This window comes from Streptomyces sp. NPDC046876, assembly GCF_040645035.1.
GTDB lineage: Bacteria > Actinomycetota > Actinomycetes > Streptomycetales > Streptomycetaceae > Streptomyces.
Genome location: NZ_JBEYXK010000024.1, coordinates 75,875 through 82,545, shown reverse-complemented (window position 1 = coordinate 82,545; position 6,671 = coordinate 75,875). Strand labels below are relative to the sequence as shown.

The 6,671-nt window shown below is 73.4% G+C and carries 5 protein-coding genes; 1 reads left to right on the top strand and 4 read right to left on the bottom strand.

The genetic code is table 11. The annotated features are described in order from the left end of the window. Positions 1–381 precede the first annotated feature (381 nt). The 4 genes from ABZ924_RS16190 to fmt all read right to left on the bottom strand — a co-directional run bounded on the left by ABZ924_RS16190 (position 382) and on the right by fmt (position 5,373). The gene (locus tag ABZ924_RS16190) at positions 382–909 is read right to left on the bottom strand and encodes an isochorismatase family protein (protein ID WP_361909186.1); all 528 of its coding nucleotides are present in this window, start codon (positions 907–909) and stop codon (positions 382–384) included. A 3-nt stretch (positions 910–912) separates the two neighbouring features. Next, complete coding sequence (locus ABZ924_RS16185) at positions 913–2,175, bottom strand: RodZ domain-containing protein (RefSeq protein ID WP_361909183.1); 1,263 nt, start codon at positions 2,173–2,175, stop codon at positions 913–915. Between the two features lie 716 nt (positions 2,176–2,891). Beyond that, positions 2,892–4,352 carry a transcription antitermination factor NusB gene (locus ABZ924_RS16180; protein ID WP_361909181.1) on the bottom strand — a complete coding sequence of 487 codons (1,461 nt, stop codon included), beginning with the start codon at positions 4,350–4,352 and terminating at the stop codon, positions 2,892–2,894. Between the two features lie 76 nt (positions 4,353–4,428). Continuing rightward, a complete protein-coding gene (fmt, locus tag ABZ924_RS16175; RefSeq protein ID WP_361909178.1) occupies positions 4,429–5,373 on the bottom strand; it encodes a methionyl-tRNA formyltransferase in 945 nt (314 codons plus the stop codon). A gap of 489 nt (positions 5,374–5,862) precedes the next feature. Here fmt and ABZ924_RS16170 point away from each other — a divergent pair, with 489 nt between their 5' ends. Continuing rightward, positions 5,863–6,384, top strand: coding sequence for a hypothetical protein (locus tag ABZ924_RS16170; RefSeq protein WP_361909175.1), 522 nt, complete (start codon positions 5,863–5,865; stop codon positions 6,382–6,384). Positions 6,385–6,671: the final 287 nt, after the last annotated feature.

The following is a 6,671-nucleotide window of genomic DNA, read 5'->3' as shown; positions in this document are numbered from 1 at the left end:
CGTCGCTGCGCGATGGCCTTCGGCCACCCTTGACCCGCCGTCCCACCCCGAAATGCCAAAGAGCTGCCGGGAAGCCCCCGAAGGATGGCCAGGGGTCATGTCCAGCCTCCACCCTCGTCAGAGAGACCGGTCGGGGTCCCGATGTGCAGAATCCTTCCTCCCCACCTCGCCACCCCGCCCGGCACCGGGCATGCGGGTAGCCGAGCCCCCAAGGCCCGCTAGAGGTCCATCGCCGGAGCCGAGGGGCTCCACCCTGCACCAGGCATCACCGAAACGGCTGCCAGCAGCGGGGAAGCGCCCCAGATCGCTACGCGCTCCTCATTTCTCGGCGTCCGGCCGCCGTCTGGGGCTGGTAGACGCGACAGATCGCTACGTGGTTCCTCACGTCTCAGCGTCCGACGGCCGCCTGTGGCTGGTAGAGGCGCGGTAGTCTGCGGCCGATCGCACTTCGCCGAATCGGGGAAAGACCCGTTCCACCGCGAATTGGTGCTCGTCGGCGGCGAATCCTGACATCGCGTCGGCGACGAACTCCACCGCGTAGCCGTGGTCGCTCGCGGCCCGGGCCGTCGACTCGACCCCCATCGTGGTCACCAGGCCGGCCACGACCACCGTGTCCACGCCGCGCTCGCGCAGCCGGTCGTCGAGCCCGGTTCCGTGGAAGGCGCCGATGGTGCGCTTGACCACCTCCACGTCGCCGTCCTCGACCAGGCCCGGGGAGAAGCCGCTGCCCGGAGGCTGCTCCTCGACGTTCGGGCGCTCGACCCGCACCACGACCACCAGCTCACCTGCGGCGCGGAAGGCCTTCGCCAGTCCGCGACAGCGCTCCAGCACGTCCTCTCCCGCGTACGGGGCCAGCGGCAGGGCGACGATACGGGGCATCAGGTCGATCAGTACCAGGGCGCGCGTCATGGCTCAGCTGTCCTTCGTGTAGGTGAGGCGCTCGACCTGTCCCGGCTGGAACGCCCCCTGGATTCTCCGGCCGTTCACCGTGAGTTGGACCGCACCTGCGTTGCCCAGGACAAGGTTGATGCGCTGTGGATCCGTGAACGTCTTGGTCTCCCCCGCGTTCAGGACGCCGTCGAAGACGGGGCGTCCAGCGCTGTCCTTCACACTGATCCAGCTGCTTTCACTCGCGCTGTCGAGCTGGACCGTCACTTGGCCCGAGGCGACCGGCTTGGGCGAAGGCGCTGAAGCGGACGGGGACGGCTTGGTCTCGGGGGAGCCGTCGTTCTGGAGGGCCAGGGCGACACCTGTGACCAGGAGGCCGGCCACGCAGATGCCGCCGATCGCCATGGCGCTCCTGTGCGACCCGGGGCGGGCAGGTCGGACGGGAGCCTCGAGTGCTCTCCGCATGGACTCCGCGTCGGGGAAGCGGTCCTCGGGGCGTTTCGCCAGAGCCCGGTCCAGCACGGATTGCAGATGGGGGTGGCCCTGCACTCCCTGGGACGCCAAGGTGGGCGGGGTCTCCGTCGCGTGGCGGTACGCGACGGCGAACGGGTCGTCGCCGTCGAACGGCGGATGCCCGGTCAGCATCTCGAACATCAGCACCCCGACGGCATACAGATCGGACCGGCCGTCGAGGTACTTGCTGCCCTGAACCTGCTCGGGCGACATGTACTGCGGGGTCCCGACCATCATGCGGGTGCCCGTCAGCACGGTCCCGGCGCCATCGGCCGCCCGCACGATCCCGAAGTCGGCCACCTTGGCGACACCGTGGTCGGTCAACAGCACGTTCGCGGGCTTGATATCGCGATGCACCAGCTTGTGCGCATGACTGGCCGCCAGCGCCGACAGGACTTGGCCCGCAATGCTCACGGCATCGGCCGGAGGCAAGGCCCCTCCGCGCAGCCGGTCGGCCAGCGAGGCGCCTTCGACGAGCTCCATGACGAAGTACGGCACCGGCGGCCCGTCGTCCTGCGGCTCCTCCCCGGTGTCGTGCACGGTCACCACGTTCGGATGCCCCAGCGCGGCCATCGCCTGCGCCTCTCGCCTGAACCGGGCCGCAAATCCGGCGTCGAACCCAAGGTCAGGCCGCATCGTCTTCACAGCCACCGGCCGCGACAGACTGCGGTCGTACGCCCGGTATACCTGGGCCATCCCGCCGCTACCGAGCAGCCCGTCGATCCGATACCGGCCCCCGGCGAGTCCCTCACCGGACTCGAACACGTCCCCCATGCCGCCGATCCTAGATCTCTCCACCTCTCAGCCCCAGACGACCGCAAGACGCTGAGACGTGAGGGACCACGTAGCGATCTGCCGCGTCTACCAGCCCCAGACGGCGGCCGGACGCCGAGAAATGAGGAGCGCGTAGCGATCTGGGGCGCTTCCCCGCTCCCGGCAGTCATCTCTTCGTCGTCTCGTGCAGGTTGGAGCCCCGCGGCTGCGGAGAGGGCCCCTTTAGCGGGCCTTGGGGGCTTGGCTTCCCGGATGCCCGGTGCCGGGCGGGGTGGTGAGGTGGGGAGGAAGGATTCTGCACATCGGGACCCGGACTGCCCTCTCTGACGAGAGTGGAGGCTGGACTTGACCCCCTGGCCATCCTTCGGGGGCTTCCCGGCAGCTCTTTGGCATTTCGGGGTGGGACGGCGGGTCAAGGGTGGCCGAAGGCCATCGCGCAGCGACGCGACCGCAGGGAGCGCCCTTGACGCGCCGGCCCGCACCGAAAGGACAATGGGCGGCCGGGAAGCCCCCGGACACCCACCGACCCCGGTCCACCGCGACCCCGCCCCTGGGCTCCCGCCCAGCAGGCCGCCGCCCACACCCGCATCGCTGCCCGCCGCGGCTGCCGCCCCACTCACCGCCGCGGACCCGCGTGAACGCCGCCCTGCGGCCGCCGACGCGGCCGGCCTGTCCCGGTCGGCCGAAGCCCCCGCGCCTCAGCTCCCGCCCCGCCCCTAAGCCGTCCGCCGCAGCAGGGCCAGGTACATCGCGTCCGTGCCGTGGAGGTGGGGCCACAGCTGGACGTCCGGGCCCTCGCCCAGGGCCGGGACGCCCGGCATGTACGGGCGGGCGTCGATCAGTTCGGCCGCGACCGGGTCGGCTCCCGCACCCCGGCCGCGCAGGACGTCCTCGACCACCACCCGGGTCTCGGCCAGGTGCGGCGAGCACGTCGCGTAGCCGACGACGCCGCCGACCCGCACCGCGGTCAGCGCCTCCCGCAGCAGGGCGCGCTGCAGCGGCGCGAAGCCCTCGAGGTCCTGCGGCCGGCGCCGCCACCGCGCCTCGGGGCGGCGGCGCAGCGCGCCCAGCCCCGAGCACGGCACGTCCATCAGCACCCGGTCGAAGGACCCCGGCAGCCACGCCGGGCGGGTGCCGTCCGCGGCGATGACCTGGTACGGGCCCGGGTTGCCGGCCAGTGCCCGTTCGACCAGGCGCGCCCGGTGCGGCTGCTTCTCGGAGGCCAGCAGGAACGCCCCGCGCTCGGCCGCCAGCGCCCCCAGCAGGGCCGCCTTGCCGCCCGGTCCCGCGCAGCCGTCGAGCCAGCGCTCGTCGCGGCCCTCGACGGGGGCCGCCGCCAGGGCCATCGCCACGAGCTGGCTGCCCTCGTCCTGGACGCCGGCGCGCCCCTCGCGCACCGCCTCCAGCGCACCCGGCTCGCCGCCCTCGGCCATCCGGACGGCGTACGGCGACCAGCGCCCCGGCAGCGCCGCGTCCTCGCCGACCGCCTCGATCAGCTCCTGCGGCGTGGACCGCCCCGGCCGGGCGACGAGCGTGACCTCGGGCCGCTCGTTGTCGGCCTCCAGCAGGTCCTCGATGCCGGCCCGCCCGCCGCCGAGGGAGTCCCACAGCGCGCTGACGACCCACCGGGGGTGCGAGTGGTAGACCGCGAGGTGTTCCTCGGCGTCGTCCTCATACGGCGGGGCCACCTGCTCCAGCCAGGCGTCCATGTCCTGCGCCGCGATCTTCCGCAGCACGGCGTTCACGAACTTGGCGCGCCCGTCGCCCAGCACCACCCGGGCCAGCTCCACGCTCGCCGAGACCGCCGCGTGCGTCGGGATCCGGGTCCCGAGCAGCTGGTGCGCGCCGAGCGAGAGGACGTCCAGCACCGGCGGGTCCACCTCGCGCAGCGGCCGGTCGATGCAGGCGCTGATGACGGCGTCGTACGTGCCCTGCCGGCGCAGCGTGCCGTACACGAGCTCGGTGGCCAGCGCGGCGTCGCGGGCCTGGAAGTCCTCGTTCTGGCGGGCCTTGCGCAGCAGCGGCGGGAGCACGAGGTTCGCGTACGCGTCGCGTTCGTCCACCGCCCGCAGTGCCTCGAAGGCCAGCATCCGGACCGGGTCCTTCTTGGGCCGGCGGTACGGCTTGGGCTGCTTGCCGCCGGCTGCGGCGGGACGACGGCGGGGCTGTTCGCTCACGTGAAAGGTGCTCCGGAGATACGAGACAAAAGGGGTGATGCAGAAAAAACCATGACACTACGGCCTACGGCTGCTCTCAGCCTACGTCGGCCCCGCCCAGCCGCTCCCCCGGAGCGATGCGCACCCCGCGGGCCCAGTCGGCGGCGCGCATCGGCTTCTTGCCCTGGGGCTGCACCCAGAGCATCTCCACGGCGTGCGAGCCGGTGCCGACGTGGACGTGGTTCTTGGCGGGGGCGAGCACGCCCGGCTCCAGGTCGGTCCGGTCGGGGACGAGACCCAGGGAGATCACCTTGAGCCGCTCGCCGCGGAAGACGGTCCAGGCGCCGGGCGCCGGGGTGCAGCCGCGGACGACGCGGTCGGCGCGCAGCGCGGGCGCCGTCCAGTCGATGCGGGCGTCCTCGACGGTGATCTTGGGCGCGAGGGAGATCCCCTCGGCGGGCTGCTCCACGGCGCGCAGGGTGCCGTCCTCGATGCCGTCCATGGTGGCGGCGAGCAGGCCGGCCCCGGCGAAGGCGAGGCGGGTGAGCAGGTCGCCGCTGGTGTCGGTGGGGCGGATCTCCTCGGTCAGGACGCCGTAGACGGGTCCGGAGTCGAGTCCCTCCTCGATCCGGAAGGTCGAGGCGCCGGTGACCTGGTCGCCCGCCATGATCGAGTGCTGGACGGGGGCGGCCCCGCGCCAGGCCGGCAGCAGCGAGAAGTGCAGGTTGACCCAGCCGTGGCGGGGGATGTCGATGGCGCTCTTCGGGATGAGCGCGCCGTAGGCGACGACCGGGCAGCAGTCGGGGGCGATCTCGCGCAGCCGCTCCTGGAACTCCGGGTCGCGCGGCCGGACGGGCTTGAGGACCTCGATCCCGGCCTCCTCGGCGCGCTCGGCGACGGGGCTGGCGACGAGCCGTCGGCCGCGGCCGGCCGGGGCGTCGGGCCGGGTGACGACGGCGGCGACCTCGTGGCGCCCGGAGGCGATCAGGGCGTCCAGGGCGGGCACGGCGACCTCGGGGGTGCCTGCGAAGACGAGCTTCACTGGGGTCCTACCTCGCTATCTCGGCTGTCAGCAGCACACCAGTCTATGGGGCGGGTACGAAGCCGGTACGCAGGGCCGGTAAGAGGCCTGTACGCAGGAGCGGCAGGCGGCCTGTACGCAGGAGCGGCAGGCGGCCCGTACGCAGGAGCGGCAGGCGGCCCGTACGCAGGAGCGGCAGGAGGCCCGTACGCACGCGAGCCGCCCGGGCCGCCGACCGGCCGGACAACCCGCCGACGTGCCCGCGGGGGCCCCACCCATTGCCCACCGACTCCCCCGCCGAACCGCCCCATTCGCCTCATCCGCCCCTTCAGGGGGCGTACGTACACCCACGCGCGTCTCGCATATGCCGACACGCCCCCGGTGCGTGACTTCCTCGCCGGGTAGCGCGTTGGTCAAGAGAGATTGACCGAAACCGGGCCGCTACCAGTACGACGAGAACGGTGTCTGCGGCCCGATCCGCTCTTCAGCACCGGTTCGAGAGGCTTCTTCATGGCCGACCACGCCACCCACGACGCCCAAGCACGGGCCAGCCTGCACCTCCTGGTGCGGGACATCGAGCGGGTTCGCCGGCAGGTGGATGCTCTGCGTACGCTCACCGCCCAGCTCGGCAACGTGTACCGCCCGCGCCGCTCCGGTCCCTCCACGGGCTTCGTCGTCTACGGCCGGGCCCCCGCGCCCACCGTCCGCCTCGCCCAGGAGCTGCGGGACAGCGTCGAGACGCTGGTCACCGCCGCCGTGGACTTCGACCGCTCGCTCGGCTTCTCCTGGGACGCGGTCGGCTCGGCGCTCGGCGTCACCAAGCAGGCCGTGCACCGCAGGTACGGGGCCCGCCGCGCCCAGGCCGCGGAGGCGTCCGAGCCGCTGGCCGAGGGGACCACCACGCGCACCATCGGCCCGCTCCCGACGGTGCCCGCGGCCCGCTCGGTGCCGCCGCAGCCGCTGCGCGAGGAGTCCCAGGCGGCCGGGGCCGGGTCCCGCTCCGCGGCCTTCCCCGGGCCCCGCAACGGCTGATCCGCCACCCGCCGCCGGGACGCCGACCCCCGCCGGCCGGTACGGCTGACGCCGAGGCAGAGCCCCATCCGAGCCCCAGCCCCATCAGAGGCCAGGCCCCATCCGAGGCAAGCCACCCTGAGGCCAAGCCCATCCAAGGCCGCGCCCTCTGAGGCCGAGCCCATCCGAGGCCCAGCCCCCTGAGGCCGAGCCATCCGACGCGCCCCCGCCGGGAGCGGCCCCCCACGCCGCCCCGCCGGGGGCGTTCGGCCGCCCGGCACCGGCACAGACCCACCCGAGGGCCCCCG